The organism is Enterobacter cloacae complex sp. 309I3 (assembly GCF_050031595.1).
Lineage (GTDB): Bacteria > Pseudomonadota > Gammaproteobacteria > Enterobacterales > Enterobacteriaceae > Enterobacter > Enterobacter cloacae.
Genome location: NZ_JBLGWI010000001.1, coordinates 4,314,590 through 4,331,847 on the forward strand (window position 1 = coordinate 4,314,590; position 17,258 = coordinate 4,331,847).

Consider the following 17,258-nt stretch of genomic DNA (forward strand, 5'->3'; position numbering starts at 1 on the left):
TCATCCTTATGCGTCAACGAAGCCGGTAATTTGGGAAACACGAGAGAGATCGATATTGCCGCCGGAAATAATGCAGACGGTTTTGCGCCCCTGAATATAATGGTCGAGCTTGCCGCTTAATAACGCCGCGCAGGCCAGCGCCCCCGCCCCTTCGGTCACCACTTTGTTTCGCTGAATTAACGCAATCATGCTGTTGCGAATATCGTCTTCGCTGACCAGCACAATGTCGTCGACTAATTCACGAACAATTTCGAAGGTTAATTTACCCGGACGAGAAACGTCGCAGCCGTCTGCTAATGTGCTGGTAACCCGATGGTTAATAATTTCACCCGCCTGATACGACGCCGCCATGCCGTGAACATTTTCAGACTGCACGCCGATAATATTAATGGTCGGGTTAATCGATTTTATTGCCGTTGCGATGCCAGCAATTAACCCGCCACCGCCGATGGGCACAATGACGTTATCCACATCGTATAAATCTTCGAGAATTTCGAGGCCGATCGTGCCCTGGCCGGCGATCACTTTTGGGTCATCATAAGGCGGGATAAAAATACGCCCTTCCATCTCAACGATTTCGCTCACTTTGGCGATCGTGTCGTTGAAGTTCTCGCCGTGCAGCACCACTTCCGCCGAGTAGTCACGCGTGGCGGCAACTTTGGATTTTGGCGCGCCCATCGGCATCACCACTTTGCCGTCGATGCCGAGCATGGCACAGGAAAGGGAGACGCCCTGCGCATGGTTTCCCGCAGAGCAGGCCACAACCCCTTTACGTCTTTCAGCATCGGTCAGCGAGCTTAATTTATTGAACGCGCCGCGAATTTTGAAGGAGCCGGTACGCTGCATATTTTCAAACTTCAGAAAGATTTCACCCTTACAGCGTTCGCTGAGATAATTCGAGCGCGGCATGCCGGTTTTATATATCTTTCCTGCCAGTCGTTTTCTGGCGTCCTGAATATCTTCAATGGTTACCGGGAGATCGTAGGTAATATGCATAATATCCTCGTTATAATAATTCATTCTTTTCGGGCAAAGTCAGGGTATCAGAGCACAGCTAAAATAAGCTCTGGGGTGTTTTTCAAAAAATAGGCAGTACTTATTTGGAAATTAATTATTCATCGTCGTCGTTCACTGGTCAGTGACGCATATTGTTTCGCCAGCTCAACTAACACTGACGCTGATTTTTTAATTCTGTAATTTTTTGACCACACGGCGGCATAGCGTGCCACCGGTAATTCATCTTCCACTGGCAGCACAATAAACTGGTCTGAACCGAACGGCGCAATCATGTCGCGGGGGATCACCGTCAGGTAGTCGGCATTGAGGACAAGGTTATAAATGGTGACGACGGAATCGGTCTGGACGATGTTTTCAATACTGATGTGGTTGTCTTGCAGGGTGGTCAGAAGTTCTTTGTAGTAGCCCATGTCGGTTTGCGGCATCACCCACTGCTCATGGGTGAGCGATGCCAGTGTCGTCGGGGCGGTGCACGTTCGTGATTTGCTGGCCACCAGCACAAATTCAGACTCGAACAGCGGTTCGACATGCAGATCCTGCAGCAGCATTTCATCACTCAGCGTGCCGATGGCAAAGTCCAGCCGCCCGTCACGAATGGCGGGAAGGAAAGAAGAGAGCTGCGCTTCATACATGGAGACCCGCGCTTTCGGGAACACTTCCTTGAATTTTTTGATCATTTCAGAGAGGAACGTGAAGCCAATCAGTGAGGGATAACCAAACGAGACGTCCATGACGGTGCTGAAACTGAGGCTGTTAATCTCGCTCACCATGTTTTTCATCTCACGGGTGATCGACTCTGAGTACGAGAGCAGAACCTGGCCCGCCGCCGTCAGTTTTACGCCCGTGTTTTTACGCACCATCACTTCCACACCGAAGTAAGATTCGATATCACTGATAATTTTGCTGACGGCGGGTTGCGTCAGACCCAGTTGTCTTGCTGCAGAACCTATGGAGCCACTTTTAATGACTTCCTGAAATACCACGAGGTGCTGTGTTTTCGGTAGAATAATAGTGTTCATAATATTCTGCGCTTATTTCCCTATGACGGGGTGGATTCTACTCAATATTGTTTCAGGGGGTATGTGCTGTTACTCACAATTTGTCTTTTCGCACCCTTACCAGGAACTACCCAACCCCATTAAAAACCTTTTAAATCAATAAAATACAACCAATCAAATACGCTATCACGCTGATATTGATCAACAAAAATGGCGGTAATAAATTTATTTTATGGCGATAACCCGGATAAATTTCGCTGCGTTTAAAAAATCAATAAAGACTATCTTTCAGGCAATTAAAGAACAATAAATAACCATTATTCATGTGAAACATTCTTTCAGTTTTTCGAAATTTACGGGCGTAATTTGACAGAGGTTCGGGAAAGAGTGGAATACATCACACATTTTTAGGGTGAATGTTTTTAATTTCAAAATATACATATCAAATAAGAAAACATTCGGGATCATCCAGTTAACATTCATAACAAATTAATCATACTCAGAATTCAGGATTTTTTAGCGGTAAATTTTGTGATAGCGATCAGGATTAGACAGCAGAGCGGCAATGAATGAAGAAAATAGTGAAATGTGCTTAATGTCGCAAATATGAGAATTGGTGTCGTTTGGGGAGGGGCCGGGTGGCGCTGCGCTTAACCTGCGTACATGCCCCATTAAGCAAAAACCCCGCCGAAGCGGGGTTCTCTAAGAAGTTGAAGCTGACCGATAAGCCGCGTTCTTTCATAGAAAGCGGAGTGGACAGTCATTCATCTCTTTTAGCGCAGATAGCAAAAACCCCGCCGAAGCGGGGTTTTCTAAGAAGTTGAAGCTGACCGATAAGCCGGGTTCTGTCGTGGACAGTCATTCATCTAGGCCAGCAATCGCTCACTGGCTCAAGCAGCCTACCCGGGTTCAGTACGGGCCGTACCATGTGAACCCCTATTTGGCCTTGCTCCGGGTGGAGTTTACCGTGCCACGGACTGTTACCAGCCGCGCGGTGCGCTCTTACCGCACCCTTTCACCCTTACCTGATCCCACTTGCGTGGGCCATCGGCGGTTTGCTCTCTGTTGCACTGGTCGTGGGTTTCCCCCCCAGGCGTTACCTGGCACCCTGCCCTATGGAGCCCGGACTTTCCTCCCCTCCGCCCGTCTCCACCCGAAGGTGGACGACGACGAAGCGGCGACTGTCTGGTCAGCTTCGGCGCGCAGTATAGTGGGTTTGCACGCCGCTGTCACCCTTGGTTGTAGGGAAGCCGAAATTAACGGGAGACTTCCACCTTCGCCAGTTTTTCGTAGTAGCACGCAATGGCACTGTGGTCAGCGGTGCCCAGGCCATCGGCACGTAGCGCCTGCATCATCTCCATGACGGCGGCGGTCAGCGGCAGTTGGGCCCCTACGCCGTGAGAAGTGTCCAGCGCGTTAGCCAGATCTTTAATGTGCAGGTCGATACGGAAACCGGGTTTGAAGTTACGATCCATCACCATCGGCGCTTTAGCGTCCAGCACCGTGCTACCCGCCAGCCCACCGCGGATCGCCTGGTAAACCAGATCCGGGTTGACGCCCGCTTTGGTGGCCAGAGTGAGCGCCTCCGACATGGCGGCAATATTCAGCGCCACAATCACCTGGTTTGCCAGCTTGGTTACGTTACCCGCGCCAATCTCCCCGGTGTGCACCACGGAACCGGCCATCGCTTTCATCAGATCGTAGTATTTGTCGAAAATCGCCTTATCGCCGCCGACCATGACCGACAACGTGCCGTCGATGGCTTTCGGTTCACCGCCGCTCACCGGGGCATCGAGCATCTCGACGCCTTTCGCTTTCAACGCCTCGCTGATTTCCCGGCTGGCCAGCGGTGCGATGGAGCTCATGTCGATCAACACAAGGCCCGGCTTCGCGCCGTCGATAATGCCGTTCTCACCCAGCGCGACCTCTTTTACATGGGGAGAGTTTGGCAGCATGGTGATAATGACATCGCACTGCTCGGCAATGGCTTTGGCTGTGGTGGCGGTTTCTGCGCCAGCCGCCATCACTTCGGCCACGGCCTGCGAATTATGGTCTGAAACCACCAGGGAGTATCCTGCTTTGATGAGGTTTTTACTCATTGGTTTGCCCATAATGCCGAGGCCAATAAAACCCACTTTCAGCGTCATAATCTGTTTTCCTCAAGATGGTTATTTTTTAAAAGCGTCCGCTAATTTCTGCGTCGCAGAACGGAATACGCCGAGGTCGCTGCCGACGGCAACGAAGGTCGCGCCCCACTCCAGATAGCGGCGTGCGTCTGCTTCAACCGGCGCCAGAATGCCACACGGTTTGCCGTGCGCTTTGGCGCGGGCAAAGATGTGCTGGATGGCGCGCTGCACATCCGGGTGACCCGCATTGCCCAGGTGCCCAAATGCGGCCGCCAGATCGCTTGGGCCGACAAAAATACCGTCCACGCCCTCGGTGGCGGCGATGGCATCCACGTTATCGACACCCTGCTGACTCTCAATCTGTACCAGAATGGTGATGTTGCTGTTGGACTGCGCAAAGTAGTCCGGTACGGTGCCAAACATGTTGGCGCGATGCGAAACGGAGACGCCGCGGATCCCTTCCGGCGGATAGCGTGTTGACGCCACGGCCTGTGCCGCCTCCTCCTGCGTTTCGACAAACGGGATCAGGAAGTTGTAGAAGCCGATATCCAGCAGGCGCTTGATGATCACCGGCTCGTTCGTGGGGACGCGGACCACCGGCGCGCTCTGGCTGCCTTTGAGCGCCATCAGCTGCGGAATAAAGGTGCTGATATCGTTCGGCGCATGCTCGCCATCAAGCACCAGCCAGTCGAACCCCGCCAGACCCAGCACTTCGGTGCTGATTGGGTTTGCCAGTGCGGACCAGCATCCAATTTGAATCTGGTGCGCCGCAAGCGCCGCTTTAAATTTATTTGGGAAGATAGCGTTATTCATCGTATTTACCTTTTTAATTCCGCAGCCCTGGTCAGTATACTTATTACCAGCGTTATATTTATTCTCTATTTCGGCGTGATAAAATCGTCATTCAGTATAATCGCCGCTTTCCGGCAGCACATTGTTTTAATGCTCAAGTGTTACGCTCTGTTTCAATAATATTTTGAGCATATGCACAAACCACTGGGCGCTGATGCACAGAATCAGCCATTACTGGTTCGGGAGCGATCGCGATCACATTCTCACGCTCTGTCTCCTGACATGCTCTATTTTCGCAAGCTGCGTTTTTATTTTTGCCATAAGAAAATTGGCTGTATTAATTATCAGATTCTTTGCTGGAGAATATTGAACAATGGCCGACATTGAAATTCGACAAGCGTTGCCGACGGCGTTCTATATAAAAGTTCACGACACGGATAATGTGGCAATTATTGTGAACGACAATGGCTTAAAAGCCGGAACCCGCTTCCCGGATGGCCTGGAGCTGATTGAACATATTCCGCAGGGGCATAAAGTGGCGCTGGTGGATATCCCGGCCCAGGGTGAAATCGTGCGTTATGGTGAAGTCATTGGCTATGCCGTCCGTGCCATTCCGCAAGGCAGCTGGATTGATGAGTCTCTGGTCGAGCTGCCAGAAGCCCCACCGTTGAACACCCTGCCGCTGGCGACCCGTGTCCCGGAGCCGCTGCCACCGCTGGAAGGGTACACCTTTGAAGGCTATCGCAACGCAGACGGCAGCGTTGGAACCAAGAATCTGCTCGGCATTACCACCAGCGTTCACTGTGTGGCAGGCGTGGTGGATTACGTGGTGAAACTCATTGAGCGCGATCTGCTGCCAAAGTACCCGAACGTTGATGGCGTGGTGGGGCTGAATCACCTTTACGGCTGCGGCGTGGCGATCAATGCCCCTGCGGCCGTGGTGCCAATCCGAACTATTCACAATATCGCCCTGAACCCGAACTTTGGTGGCGAAGTGATGGTGATAGGCCTGGGTTGTGAAAAGCTACAGCCTGAGCGCCTGCTGCAGGGCACCGAGGATGTAAAAGCCATTCCGGCCGATGAGGCCAGCATTGTACGTCTGCAGGACGAACACCACGTTGGTTTCCGTTCGATGGTTGACGATATCCTTGAGGTTGCAGAGCGTCATCTGGCTAAACTCAATACGCGTCAACGTGAGACCTGCCCGGCTTCCGAGCTGGTGGTTGGTACACAATGTGGCGGCAGCGATGCGTTTTCCGGCGTGACCGCCAACCCGGCGGTGGGTTATGCCTCCGACCTGTTTGTTCGCTGCGGGGCCACGGTGATGTTCTCTGAAGTGACAGAAGTGCGAGATGCCATCCATCTACTCACGCCACGCGCCATCAACGAAGAGGTGGGCAAACGCCTGCTCGAAGAGATGGCCTGGTACGATAATTACCTCGATATGGGAAAAACCGACCGCAGCGCCAACCCCTCTCCGGGGAACAAAAAAGGGGGCCTGGCGAACGTGGTGGAAAAAGCGCTCGGCTCTATCGCCAAATCCGGTCAAAGTGCCATTGTAGAAGTCCTCTCGCCGGGCCAGCGCCCAACGAAACGCGGTTTGATCTACGCGGCAACCCCGGCCAGTGACTTTGTTTGCGGCACCCAGCAGGTGGCTTCCGGCATTACGGTGCAGGTCTTTACCACCGGACGCGGTACGCCGTACGGCCTGATGGCGGTGCCTGTGATTAAAATGGCCACCCGCACTGAGCTGGCTAACCGCTGGTATGACTTAATGGACATTAACGCAGGCACCATCGCCACCGGGGAAGAGAGCATAGAAGAGGTAGGCTGGAAGCTGTTCCACTTTATTCTGGATGTGGCGAGCGGCAGGAAGAAAACCTTCTCGGACCAGTGGGGGCTGCACAATCAGCTGGCGGTGTTTAACCCGGCACCGGTGACGTGATAGCCCCTCACCCTGCCCTCTCCACAGGGGAGAGGGTTAGGGTGAGGGGAGAAACTACCCTTTCACCAACACCACATCGATCCCGCTTTTACGCAACCCATCCAGGCTCTCCGCCGGGATGCCTTCGTCGACAATAATCATATCAATCCGTTGTGTATCAATGATTTTATGCAGGCTCGAGCGGTTAAATTTGCTGGAGTCGGTCACGACAATAATACGCTCTGCCACTTCGCACATCCGGCGGTTGAGGCGCGCCTCGTCTTCGTTGTGCGTGCTCACACCGCGATCGAGATCGATGGCGTCAACGCCCAGGAACAAAAGATCGAAGTGATAATTCTGCAATGACTGCTCCGCCTGGTCGCCATAGAAGGATTGCGACTGACGGCGCAGATGCCCGCCTGTCATCAGCAGTTCCACTCCTTCCGCTTCCAGCAAAGCGTTCGCGACGTTCATGCCATTGGTCATGGCAATCACATCCGTGTGCTGGCGCAGCATTCGGGCAATTTCAAACGTTGTGGTACCCGAATCCAGAATGATGCGATGCCCTGGCTTTACCAGTTCTGCGGCAACTTTCGCGATGCTGCGCTTCACGGCAGTATTCAGCGAGCTTTTATCTTCAACGGAGGGTTCAACGCCCGGCACATTGCCTTCGCAAATCAACGCGCCACCATAGGCGCGAACGGCGATACCTTGCTTCTCCAGAAAAGCCAGATCGTTGCGGATCGTGACCGTCGACACGCCGTATAAATGGGAAAGATCGTTAACCTGTACGCTTCCCTGCGCCCGCAACCGCTGAATGATCTGCTCTCGCCTTTCACTGGTGCCGGTGATGCGCTTTTCCGCGGAGGAATCAGTGCTGCTCATACGCGATCCTTTATAAATAAACTTTCGTTTCATTTCGTTTTGCCTATTAAGGCCTTTCTTTTAGGGGAATGCAAGCCCCATATGCCGTTCTTACCCTCCCCTTCCCGACGCTGAAACCTTTCATTGCGTTTCTTTTGTGAAACAGATCGGAAAACTATTATCTTTCGTTTTATTTTTATACCACCATAATGCAGTATCAAATGAAACAAAACGAAAGATGAATACCATCACCATCCGAAATGGAGAGGAAAGTGAAACATCTGACTGATATGGTGGAACAACATAAACGGGGGAATACAAACGGGATTTATGCCGTCTGTTCCGCACATCCATTAGTACTTGAAGCTGCAATTCGTTACGCCCATTCGCAACAAACGCCGCTGCTGATTGAAGCCACCTCAAACCAGGTCGATCAGTTTGGCGGTTACACCGGCATGACGCCCGCCGACTTTTACGGGTTCGTCCGCAAGCTGGCGGACTCTCTTGGCTTCCCCGCGTCGCAGCTGATCCTCGGCGGCGACCACTTAGGGCCAAACCGCTGGCAACACCTGCCCGCGCAGGAAGCGATGTCCAATGCTGACGATCTTATTAAAAGCTATGTCGCAGCCGGGTTCAAAAAGATCCACCTCGACTGCAGTATGTCCTGCGAGGATGATCCGGTTCCTTTGACCGACGCGATCGTCGCCGAACGCGCGGCACGTCTGGCGAAAGTCGCCGAACAGACCTGCCGTGAACAGTCTGGTGAATCCGATCTGGTCTATGTCATTGGCACTGAAGTCCCCGTGCCGGGTGGCGCGCACGAAACGCTTACCGAGCTTGAAGTCACCACGCCGGACGCGGCTCGCGCGACGCTTGAGGCGCATCGTCATGCGTTTGAAAAGGAAGGGTTAGGTGACATCTGGCCACGCATTATTGGCCTGGTGGTTCAGCCTGGCGTGGAGTTCGACCATGCGCACGTCTGTGACTACCAGCCGCAAAAAGCCCATGCCCTGAGCACCATGGTTGAAGCCTACGATACGCTGGTTTTTGAAGCGCACTCTACCGACTACCAGACGCCACAGGCGCTTCGCCAGCTGGTAAAGGACCACTTCGCCATTTTAAAAGTCGGCCCGGCCCTTACCTTCGCTCTGCGTGAGGCACTCTTTGCGCTGGCTGCCATAGAAGAAGAGCTGCTGCCAGCGAAAGCCAGCTCGGGCCTGCGTCACGTGCTGGAAAACGTGATGCTCGATCGGCCGGAATACTGGCAAAGCCACTACCATGGCGACAGCAACGCACGCCGCCTGGCGCGTGGCTACAGCTACTCTGACCGCGTACGCTACTACTGGCCGGACAGCCAGATTGACGATGCCTTTGAACGTTTGGTGCGTAACCTGGCGGACGAACCGCTACCGTTGCCGCTGATTAGCCAGTATCTGCCGTTGCAGTACAGCAAAGTTCGCGAGGGGGCTCTCAAGTCAACGCCGCGAGAACTCATCATCAACCACATTCAGGACATACTTCAGCAGTACCACGCCGCCTGCGAAGGCGTAACGACTCAGCATGCATAATTAAAAAGAGGAAAAAGCTATGCCAAACATTGTCTTATGCCGAATTGATGAACGTCTGATCCACGGTCAGGTGGGCGTGCAATGGGTGGGGTTCGCGGGGGCGAACCTGGTACTGGTCGCGAATGACGAGGTGGCAGAGGATCCGGTTCAACAGAACCTGATGGAAATGGTGCTCGCGGAGGGGATCGCCGTGCGTTTCTGGTCATTGCAAAAAGTGATCGACAACATTCATCGCGCCGCTGATCGCCAGAAAATTCTGCTGGTCTGTAAATCTCCCGCTGATTTTCTGAAGCTGGTTGAGGGGGGCGTGCCCATCACCCGTATCAACGTAGGAAACATGCACTACGCCAGTGGCAAACAACAAATTGCCAAAACGGTATCTGTAGACGCGGACGATATCGCCGCCTTCAACGGCCTGAAAGCGGCCGGGGTGGAATGCTTCGTTCAGGGCGTTCCAACAGAGACTGCTTTGGATCTCTTTAAACTGCTTTGAGGGATTCACAATGGAAATCAGTCTGTTGCAGGCTTTCGCGCTGGGGCTTCTCGCCTTTATCGCGGGTCTGGATATGTTTAATGGCTTAACACACATGCACCGTCCGGTCGTACTCGGGCCGCTAGTTGGCCTGATCCTTGGCGATCTGCACACCGGGATTTTAACCGGCGGGACGTTAGAGCTGGTCTGGATGGGTCTGGCACCGCTCGCGGGCGCACAGCCGCCAAACGTCATTATCGGCACCATCGTCGGGACCACGTTTGCCATCACCACAGGCGTGAAACCGGATGTCGCCGTCGGGGTCGCCGTGCCGTTTGCCGTCGCGGTACAGATGGGAATTACTTTCCTCTTCTCGGTAATGTCCGGCGTGATGTCCCGCTGCGATCGCATGGCGGCTAATGCAGATACCAACGGCATTGAACGGGTTAACTATCTGGCTCTGCTGGCACTTGGCCTCTTCTATTTCTTGTGCGCATTTCTGCCCATTTACTTTGGTGCGGAGCACACGAAAACCGCCATTGATGTGCTGCCGGAGCGCCTGATTGATGGCCTTGGCGTCGCGGGCGGCATCATGCCTGCCATTGGCTTTGCCGTGCTGCTCAAAATAATGATGAAAAACGTCTACATCCCCTACTTCATTATCGGTTTTGTCGCTGCGGCCTGGCTCAAGCTTCCGGTTCTGGCGATTGCCGCTGCCGCGCTGGCCATGGCTTTGATAGACCTGATGCGTAAATCACCTGAACCGGCGGCGCCTGCAGCCCAGAAAGAGGAATTCGAAGATGGCATCTAATCACACAACATTACCGGGCGTGTCTGAAAGCGAAGAGACGCTGCTGACCGGCGTCAATGAAAACTTCTACGAAGACCAGAGCATCGGTGCCGAACTGACCAAAAAGGACATCAACCGCGTCGCCTGGCGTTCTATGCTGCTGCAGGCCTCATTCAACTATGAACGTATGCAGGCCTCCGGCTGGCTTTACGGGTTACTGCCTGCGTTGAAAAAGATCCATACCAACAAGCGCGATCTGGCACGCGCCATGAAAGGTCACATGGGGTTCTTTAATACCCACCCGTTCCTGGTGACCTTTGTTATTGGCATTATTCTGGCGATGGAACGCTCCAAACAGGATGTAAACAGCATCCAGAGCACCAAAATTGCCGTCGGTGCGCCGCTTGGCGGCATTGGTGACGCCATGTTCTGGCTGACCCTGTTGCCTATCTGCGGCGGTATCGGCGCCAGCCTGGCGCTGCAAGGTTCGATTCTGGGTGCGGTGGTGTTTATCGTGCTGTTTAACGTGGTGCATCTCGGCCTGCGTTTTGGCCTGGCGCATTACGCTTACCGGATGGGTGTCGCAGCCATTCCGTTGATCAAAGCCAATACTAAAAAGGTCGGCCATGCGGCTTCCATCGTCGGGATGACGGTAATCGGTGCGCTGGTGGCAACCTATGTTCGTCTCAATACCACACTCGAAATCAAAGCCGGGGATGCGGTCGTTAAACTGCAGGCTGACGTTATCGATAAGCTGATGCCTGCGTTTCTGCCGCTGGTCTACACCCTGACCATGTTCTGGTTAGTGCGTCGTGGCTGGAGCCCGCTGCGGCTGATTGGTATCACCGTGGTGCTGGGTGTTGTCGGTAAATTCTGTCACTTCCTGTAAAAACAAAGAGGTTGCGATGTTAGGCATTATTTTGACGGGTCACGGTGGATTTGCCAGCGGGCTTGAGCAGGCTATGAAGCAAATCCTCGGCGAGCAGCCGCAGTTTATCGCCATCGATTTTCCGGAAACCTCCACCACCGCGCGGCTGACAGCGGAGCTTGAGCAGGCGGTGAGCGAGCTCGATGCCCGGCACGATATTGTGTTCCTTACCGATCTGCTGGGCGGGACGCCGTTTCGCGTTGCTTCTACGCTCGCTATGAAAAGACCGGGCAGCGAAGTGATCACCGGCACCAACCTGCAATTGCTGCTGGAGATGGTGCTCGAACGTGAGGGTCTGAGCAGCGAAGCGTTTCGTCGGCAGGCGCTGGAGTGTGGTCACCGTGGTCTGACGAGCCTGGTAGATGAGCTTGGCCGCTGTCGCGAGGAAGCTCCCGCTGAGGAAGGGATATGAGTCAGCTACTGCGCGCGCGGCGGGTACTGACCGAACAGGGCTGGCTGGATGACCACCAGCTTCGTATCGAGAACGGCGTTATCACGGCGATTGAACCTGTCCCTGCGGGGGTTAACGCTCGCGATGCCGGGCAGCTTTGTCCGGCGTACATCGATATTCACGTTCATGGTGGCATGGGTGTGGATGTGATGGATGACGCCCCCGATGCGCTGGACGTTTTGGCTCTTCATAAAGCACGTGAAGGCGTCGGGGCATTTTTGCCCACGACGGTCACCGCGCCGATGGAGGCGATTCACGGCGCACTCACGCGGATCGCCCGACGCTGTCAGTCAGGCGGCCCTGGCGCGCAGATTCTGGGCAGCTATCTGGAGGGCCCGTACTTTACGCCGCAGAACAAAGGGGCGCATCCGCCTGAACTGTTTCGTGAACTGGATATCGCCGAGCTGGACGCGTTGATTGCGGTATCGCACAACACGCTGAAGGTGGTGGCACTGGCACCGGAAAAGCCCGGCGCGCTACAGGCCATTCGCCACCTGAAGCAGCGGGGTATCCGTGTGATGCTGGGCCACAGTGGCGCCACGTACGAGCAAACCCTCGCCGCCTTTGACGCCGGTGCAGACGGACTGGTGCACTGCTTTAACGGTATGACGGGGCTGCATCACAGAGCGCCGGGTATGGTCGGTGCCGGGCTGACGGACAAACGGGCGTGGCTGGAACTTATTGCCGACGGTCATCATGTTCATCCGGGCGCCATGCGTATATGTAGCTGCTGTGCGAAGGACCGCGTGGTGCTGATTACCGATGCCATGCAGGCGGCAGGTATGCCGGACGGGCGGTATATGCTCTGTGGCGAAGAGGTCACAATGCACCACGGCGTAGTGAAAACCGTCTCCGGCGGGCTGGCGGGAAGCACGCTGTCGCTGGATGCCGCCGTCAGGCATATGGTGGAACATGCGGGTGTGACAGCAGAAGAGGCTATTCATATGGCTTCGCTGCATCCTGCCCGCCTGCTGGGCATTGATCATCAGCTTGGCTCCTTAGCGCCAGGGAAACGCGCCAATATTATTGCGCTGGATGATGGTTTACACCTTCAGCAGATCTGGATTCAGGGCCAGGCTCTCCCCCTTTAGCCCTTTTATTGTGTCTCCTTTTGGCTTTATGGCGCCAAACCGTAAGGCCTTTCTTTTCCTTTCCTTAAGTTTACCCTTTCCTTTCGCGATCACACTTTTCGTTTTATTTCTTTTCTTTCATTGAACTTTCGATTTCTTTTCTATAGATTTTATTTAACTGCTTAAGTGAACAAGTGAAACGAAACGAAAGATAGCGACACATTTGCCAGCGTCTGATGTGGAATTCACACGACTAAGGATTGAGTTATGCCACAGATCACCCCCACCGCCACCACCGGCACCTGGACCGAAGAAGAGATCCGCCAGCAGCCTGCCAGCTGGATCCGCTCGCTCCACAACATCGATAATTTGCGCTCCTCGATTGACAGTTTCCTGACGCCACTGCTGCGTAAGCACGATCTGCGGATCGTACTGACCGGCGCGGGCACGTCCGCGTTTATAGGCGATATTATTGCGCCATGGCTTGCGAGCCACACCGGGAAAAACATCTGCGCCGTTCCGACAACCGATCTGGTCACAAACCCGATGGATTACTTCAGCCCTGCACATCCGCTGCTGCTGATCTCATTTGCCCGTTCCGGTAACAGCCCTGAGAGCGTCGCCGCCGTTGAGCTGGCCAATCAGTTCGTGCCGGAGTGCTACCACCTGTCGATCACCTGTAACGAGGCGGGAAACCTGTATCAGAGCGCTATCGACAGTGATAACGCCTGTGCCCTGCTGATGCCTGCCGAAACGCACGATCGCGGTTTCGCGATGACCAGCAGTATCACCACCATGATGGCAAGCTGCCTGGCCGTATTCGCGCCAGAGACGATCAACAGCAACACCTTCCGCGACGTGGCCGATCGCTGTCAGGCGATCCTCACCTCACTTGGTGATTTCCGCCATGGCGTATTTGGTAACGAGCCCTGGAAACGGATCGTCTACCTGGGAAGCGGTGGCCTGCAGGGGGCGGCACGCGAATCGGCGCTGAAGGTACTGGAACTGACCGCGGGCAAGCTGGCGGCATTCTACGATTCCCCAACGGGGTTCCGTCACGGGCCTAAGTCGCTGGTAGATAACGAAACGCTGGTGGTGGTGTTTATCTCCAGCCATCCGTATACGCGTCAGTACGATCTGGATCTTCTGGCCGAATTGCGTCGCGATCGCCAGGCCCTGCGCGTTGTCGCCATCGCCGCTGAAAACGATCCGGTGATTGAAGCGGGCCCGCACATCCTGCTGCCGCCTTCACGCCCGTTTATTGATATGGAACAGGCGTTCTGCTTCCTGATGTACGCCCAGGTCTTTGCGCTGTCCCAGTCCCTCAGCGTGGGCAATACACCCGATACGCCATCCGCCAGCGGCACGGTCAACCGCGTGGTACAGGGCGTTGTTATTCACCCGTGGCAGGCTTAAGAGGATCGCATCATGAGCATTATCTCAACGAAATATCTTCTGCAGGACGCACAGGCAAAAGGCTACGCCGTGCCGGCGTTTAACATCCACAACGCAGAGACGATCCAGGCGATCCTCGAAGTGTGTAGCGAGATGCGATCGCCAGTGATCCTCGCAGGCACGCCGGGCACGTTCAAACATATTGCCCTGGAAGAGATCTACGCCCTGTGCAGCGCATATTCATTAACTTACGACATGCCGCTGGCGCTGCATCTCGATCATCACGAATCCCTCGACGATATTCGTCGCAAGGTTAACGCTGGCGTGCGTAGCGCGATGATCGACGGCAGCCACTATCCGTTTGAACAAAACGTGAAGCTGGTGAAATCGGTAGTCGATTTCTGCCACCTCAACGACTGTAGCGTCGAGGCTGAGCTGGGCCGTCTGGGCGGCGTGGAAGATGACATGAGCGTCGACGAGGAGAGTGCATTTCTCACCGACCCGCAGGAAGCGAAACGCTTTGTCGAACTGACCGGCGTGGATAGCCTCGCCGTCGCCATCGGCACCGCACATGGCCTGTATACCAAACGCCCTAAAATTGACTTTCAGCGCCTGGCCGAGATCCGCGAAGTGGTCACCGTGCCGCTGGTGCTGCATGGCGCGAGCGATGTGCCGGATGAGGATGTACGTCGCACCATCGCGCTGGGTGTGTGCAAAGTCAACGTGGCGACCGAGCTGAAAATCGCCTTCTCTGACGCAGTGAAAGCCTGGTTTGCTGAAAACCCGCAGGGTAACGATCCGCGTTTTTATATGCGGGTCGGAATGGATGCCATGAAAGAGGTGGTCAGAAGCAAAATTACCGTGTGTGGCTCGGCAAACCGCTTGCTGCTTCCGGCAGAAGCCTGATGAAAAAGGATCTTACCCTGATGAAAAAAATCCTCACCCTATCCATGCTTGCCCTGTGTGTTTCCCATAGCGCGATAGCAGCGAATTACTCCCTTAATAACGACAACATTGCCCTGTCATTTGATGACGCGAACTCGACGGTCGTGGTGAAGGACACCAGGGCTAATCATCCGCTGACGCCGCAGGAGCTGTTCTTTCTGACGCTGCCGGACGAGACTAAAATTCACACGGCGGATTTTAAGGTCAAAGATGTCGAAAAACAGGACAGTGGAATTGTCGTCGACTTCACCCATCCTGACTTTAACGTGACGGTGAAGTTGAACCTGGTGAAGGGCAAATACGCCAGCATCGACTACACCATCGCCGCCGTCGGGCAGCCACGGGATGTGGCGAAAATCACCTTCTTCCCGACCAAAAAGCAGGCTCAGGCACCTTACGTAGATGGGGCAATTAACAGCTCGCCGATTATCGCAGACTCGTTCTTTATCCTGCCGGATAAACCCATCATTAACACGTACGCCTATGAAGCGACGACCAACCTCAATGTGGAGCTGAAAACCCCCATTCAGCCGGCAACCCCGGTCAGCTACACCACCTACTTCGGTACCTTCCCGGAGACCAGCCAACTGCGCCGTAGCGTAAACCAGTTTATCGATGTCGTGCGTCCGCGTCCGTATAAACCTTACTTACACTACAACAGTTGGATGGATATCGGCTTCTTTACCCCGTACTCCGAGCAGGATGTGCTGGGGCGGATGGACGAATGGAACAAGGAGTTTATTGCCGGGCGGGGTGTCGCGCTGGATGCTTTCCTGCTTGACGATGGTTGGGATGACCTGACCGGGCGCTGGCTGTTCGGCCCGGCTTTCAGCAAAGGTTTTGGCAAGGTACGGGAGAAAGCAGACAGCCTGCACAGCTCTGTTGGCCTGTGGCTCTCGCCATGGGGCGGATATAACAAACCGCGCGATACGCGCGTCTCGCATGCAAAAGAGTACGGTTTCGAAACAGTAGACGGGAAGCTGGCGCTGTCAGGCCCGAACTATTTTAAGAACTTTAATGAGCAGATCGTTAAGCTTATCAAAAACGAGCACATTACCTCGTTCAAGCTCGACGGGATGGGTAATGCCAATTCGCATATTAAGGGCAGCCCGTTCGCCTCGGATTTTGACGCCTCTATCGCACTGCTGCATAACATGCGCAGCGCCAATCCGAATCTGTTTATTAACCTGACGACCGGTACCAATGCCAGCCCATCCTGGCTGTTCTACGCCGATTCCATCTGGCGTCAGGGAGACGACATCAACCTGTACGGCCCCGGCACACCGGTGCAGCAGTGGATGACCTATCGCGATGCGGAGACGTATCGCTCTATTGTGCGTAAAGGTCCGCTATTCCCGCTGAACTCCCTGATGTATCACGGGATCGTCAGCGCGGAGAATGCGTATTACGGTCTGGAGAAGGTGCAAACGGACAGCGATTTTGCTGACCAGGTCTGGAGCTACTTCGCCACCGGCACCCAGTTGCAGGAGCTGTATATCACCCCTTCAATGCTCAACAAGGCGAAGTGGGATACCCTGGCGCAGGCTGCCAAATGGTCCCGGGATAACGCCAGTGTGCTGGTGGATACCCACTGGATTGGCGGAGACCCAACGGCGCTTGAGATCTACGGCTGGGCGTCGTGGAATAAAGACAAAGCCATTTTTGGATTACGAAACCCGTCGGATAAACCGCAAAGCTATTATCTGGATTTGACGAAAGATTTCGAAATCCCGACCGGAGACGCGACGCCGTTTAGCCTGAAAACGGTCTATGGCAGTAACGCCACGATACCGGCAGAGTATAAAAACGCGGTGGTGATTACCCTCAAACCGCTGGAAACGCTGGTGTTTGAGGCGATGCCTGTTCACTAATCGTAGGCCGGGTAAGGCGCAGCCGTCACCCGGCAAAATAAGCACGC

The 17,258-nt window shown here is 54.5% G+C and carries 15 protein-coding genes and 1 other RNA gene; 10 read left to right on the plus strand and 6 right to left on the minus strand.

The genetic code is table 11. The annotated features are described in order from the left end of the window. Window positions 1–6: 6 nt before the first annotated feature. From tdcB to garL, 5 genes are all read right to left on the minus strand, one after another. A complete protein-coding gene (gene tdcB / locus ACQG22_RS20620; RefSeq protein ID WP_369706609.1) occupies window positions 7–996 on the minus strand; it encodes a bifunctional threonine ammonia-lyase/L-serine ammonia-lyase TdcB in 990 nt (329 codons plus the stop codon). Window positions 997–1,115: 119 nt separating this feature from the next. Beyond that, complete coding sequence (gene tdcA / locus ACQG22_RS20625) at window positions 1,116–2,036, minus strand: transcriptional regulator TdcA (RefSeq protein WP_038983586.1); 921 nt, start codon at window positions 2,034–2,036, stop codon at window positions 1,116–1,118. 797 nt (window positions 2,037–2,833) lie between these two features. Continuing rightward, an RNA gene (gene rnpB / locus ACQG22_RS20630) (RNase P RNA component class A) lies at window positions 2,834–3,212 on the minus strand. A 59-nt stretch (window positions 3,213–3,271) separates the two neighbouring features. Further along, window positions 3,272–4,162 carry a 2-hydroxy-3-oxopropionate reductase gene (gene garR, locus ACQG22_RS20635; protein WP_013098882.1) on the minus strand — a complete coding sequence of 297 codons (891 nt, stop codon included), beginning with the start codon at window positions 4,160–4,162 and terminating at the stop codon, window positions 3,272–3,274. A 21-nt stretch (window positions 4,163–4,183) separates the two neighbouring features. Continuing rightward, a complete protein-coding gene (gene garL / locus ACQG22_RS20640) occupies window positions 4,184–4,954 on the minus strand; it encodes a 2-dehydro-3-deoxyglucarate aldolase (protein WP_013098883.1) in 771 nt (256 codons plus the stop codon). 352 nt (window positions 4,955–5,306) lie between these two features. Between garL and garD the strand changes: the two genes are divergently transcribed. Then, a complete protein-coding gene (garD, locus tag ACQG22_RS20645) occupies window positions 5,307–6,878 on the plus strand; it encodes a galactarate dehydratase (RefSeq protein WP_095440076.1) in 1,572 nt (523 codons plus the stop codon). 54 nt (window positions 6,879–6,932) lie between these two features. On the opposite strand, the gene ACQG22_RS20650 is transcribed toward garD, so the two are convergent. Beyond that, window positions 6,933–7,742: a DeoR family transcriptional regulator gene (locus tag ACQG22_RS20650; RefSeq protein ID WP_013098886.1), complete on the minus strand. Its 810-nt coding sequence runs from the start codon at window positions 7,740–7,742 to the stop codon at window positions 6,933–6,935. A gap of 239 nt (window positions 7,743–7,981) precedes the next feature. Between ACQG22_RS20650 and kbaZ the strand changes: the two genes are divergently transcribed. The 9 genes from kbaZ to ACQG22_RS20695 all read left to right on the plus strand — a co-directional run bounded on the left by kbaZ (window position 7,982) and on the right by ACQG22_RS20695 (window position 17,211). After that, complete coding sequence (kbaZ, locus tag ACQG22_RS20655) at window positions 7,982–9,289, plus strand: tagatose-bisphosphate aldolase subunit KbaZ (RefSeq protein ID WP_058680263.1); 1,308 nt, start codon at window positions 7,982–7,984, stop codon at window positions 9,287–9,289. A gap of 19 nt (window positions 9,290–9,308) precedes the next feature. After that, on the plus strand, window positions 9,309–9,782 hold the full coding sequence (agaV, locus tag ACQG22_RS20660; RefSeq protein WP_013098888.1) for a PTS N-acetylgalactosamine transporter subunit IIB: 474 nt from the start codon (window positions 9,309–9,311) through the stop codon (window positions 9,780–9,782). 10 nt (window positions 9,783–9,792) lie between these two features. Beyond that, on the plus strand, window positions 9,793–10,572 hold the full coding sequence (gene agaW / locus ACQG22_RS20665) for a PTS N-acetylgalactosamine transporter subunit IIC (RefSeq protein WP_369706610.1): 780 nt from the start codon (window positions 9,793–9,795) through the stop codon (window positions 10,570–10,572). Next, complete coding sequence (gene agaE, locus ACQG22_RS20670; protein ID WP_058680262.1) at window positions 10,562–11,440, plus strand: PTS N-acetylgalactosamine transporter subunit IID; 879 nt, start codon at window positions 10,562–10,564, stop codon at window positions 11,438–11,440. The genes agaW and agaE overlap by 11 nt, the downstream gene beginning before the upstream one ends. 16 nt (window positions 11,441–11,456) lie before the next feature. Further along, complete coding sequence (gene agaF / locus ACQG22_RS20675; protein ID WP_029883376.1) at window positions 11,457–11,891, plus strand: PTS galactosamine/N-acetylgalactosamine transporter subunit IIA; 435 nt, start codon at window positions 11,457–11,459, stop codon at window positions 11,889–11,891. Continuing rightward, complete coding sequence (gene nagA, locus ACQG22_RS20680) at window positions 11,888–13,021, plus strand: N-acetylglucosamine-6-phosphate deacetylase (protein WP_222169054.1); 1,134 nt, start codon at window positions 11,888–11,890, stop codon at window positions 13,019–13,021. The genes agaF and nagA overlap by 4 nt, the downstream gene beginning before the upstream one ends. 246 nt (window positions 13,022–13,267) lie before the next feature. Beyond that, window positions 13,268–14,416 carry an SIS domain-containing protein gene (locus ACQG22_RS20685; RefSeq protein ID WP_045293584.1) on the plus strand — a complete coding sequence of 383 codons (1,149 nt, stop codon included), beginning with the start codon at window positions 13,268–13,270 and terminating at the stop codon, window positions 14,414–14,416. 12 nt (window positions 14,417–14,428) lie between these two features. Continuing rightward, window positions 14,429–15,301: a tagatose-bisphosphate aldolase subunit KbaY gene (gene kbaY / locus ACQG22_RS20690; protein ID WP_214453204.1), complete on the plus strand. Its 873-nt coding sequence runs from the start codon at window positions 14,429–14,431 to the stop codon at window positions 15,299–15,301. A gap of 20 nt (window positions 15,302–15,321) precedes the next feature. Further along, the gene (locus ACQG22_RS20695; protein WP_246932446.1) at window positions 15,322–17,211 is read left to right on the plus strand and encodes an enterotoxin; all 1,890 of its coding nucleotides are present in this window, start codon (window positions 15,322–15,324) and stop codon (window positions 17,209–17,211) included. Window positions 17,212–17,258: the final 47 nt, after the last annotated feature.